A 1,301-nucleotide genomic window follows, 5' to 3' on the forward strand; every position below is an offset into this window, starting at 1 on the left:
GCCCGGTCGGCCCGGTCGGCCCGGTCGGCCCGGTTCCAAGCCTCGCCGCGGCCGGCCGGGGCCTCAACCCCTGCCGACCACCTACCGCCCCTGCACCCCGACGGCCGGACCCGCGCCCCACCCCACCGGTGCTCCCGCCCTTCGCCGCCGAAGCGCCGGTCCGTACCGGCATGCGGAGGCCGGGGAACCGGGGGGGGAATTCAGGGCCGGAGCGGATTCGGCGGCCATGAGGGACTTCTCCCCGCACCCGCCGCCGGCGGTGGTCACCACCCGCCCGTGCGACGGCAGATGACGACGCCTCAAGGTCAAGGACAGCCCTTCGGGGGCCAAAGCCGGCACCAAGGTACGGAACTTCCGCCCGCCCGGCAATGTCGACGGCCACCACACCGCCGGGCGGGCAGATGGTGCCCGCCCCCGGGGGCGGGACGGCCGGGGCCGTCCCGCCGTTCCCACGGCCCCCGCTACAGGCCGCGCAGGGCATGGCGCACCGTCCTCACGTCGAAGCAGTCGTCACGGACGACGTGGGCCTCGTGGAAGATCCGGCCGGCGAGGAACTCGAGGTCCCCGTCGCCCGTCGGCACGCCCAGCAGGCGGCGCACGTCCTGGCCGATCAAGCGGCCGGCCAGTTCGTTCACCAGGGAGTTGGCCTCGTGCAGCGGGGTGGTCGCGGTGATCCGCGTCCGCGTCCGCGCGATCCTGGCCAGGACGTCCCGCACGGCGGCCCCGGTCGGGTCCGGCAGGGCGGAGACGGCGTCCCGCAGGCCGTCCAGGGACCGCTCGACCGCGGCCGGGTCCGGCGCGGGGTCGCGCAGCGGCTCCAGCAGGTCCAGCAGGGCGGCGGCCAGCTCGGCCCGGGCCTGCTCCGCCGCGGCGGCCTCCTCCCCCGGGTCCGCCGAGGAGCCGTGGAGGACGTACCCGGCCCGGAGCAGCAGTCGGGCGTCCTCCTCGTGCGGGAGCCCAACGAACAGCTCCGACGGCAGGGCCGCCACCAGCGCGTCCGCCTCGGCCAGCAGGTCCGCCGCCACATGCTCGGGGGCGAGCCACTCCCGCAGCATCGGCAGCAGCCGGCCGCGCTCCTGGCGGTAGGCGCGGTTGAGCAGTGCGCGGACGGTGTCCCAGGGGATCCGGGACTCCCGCGGGTCCGACGGCGAACCGGCCCGGACGGCCGAACTCGCGTACGGGGGGCGGCCGGTGAGGCCGGTCCCGTCGAACCGCAGGCCCCCCAGCGCGGGCAGCGGCGGCGGCCCGGCGGGGACCACCGGCGGCGGGGTCGCGGACACCGGGGCGGAGCCGGTGCTGGC

Annotated in this window: 1 protein-coding gene; it reads right to left on the reverse strand. The window is 77.8% G+C overall.

The annotated features are described in order from the left end of the window. Positions 1–461: 461 nt before the first annotated feature. A partial coding sequence (locus AE652_RS41550) for a hypothetical protein (protein WP_049661194.1) occupies positions 462–1,301 on the reverse strand: 840 nt, incomplete at its 5' end.

Source organism: Kitasatospora sp. MY 5-36 (genome assembly GCF_001182915.1).
In the GTDB taxonomy this organism is placed as follows: domain Bacteria; phylum Actinomycetota; class Actinomycetes; order Streptomycetales; family Streptomycetaceae; genus Kitasatospora.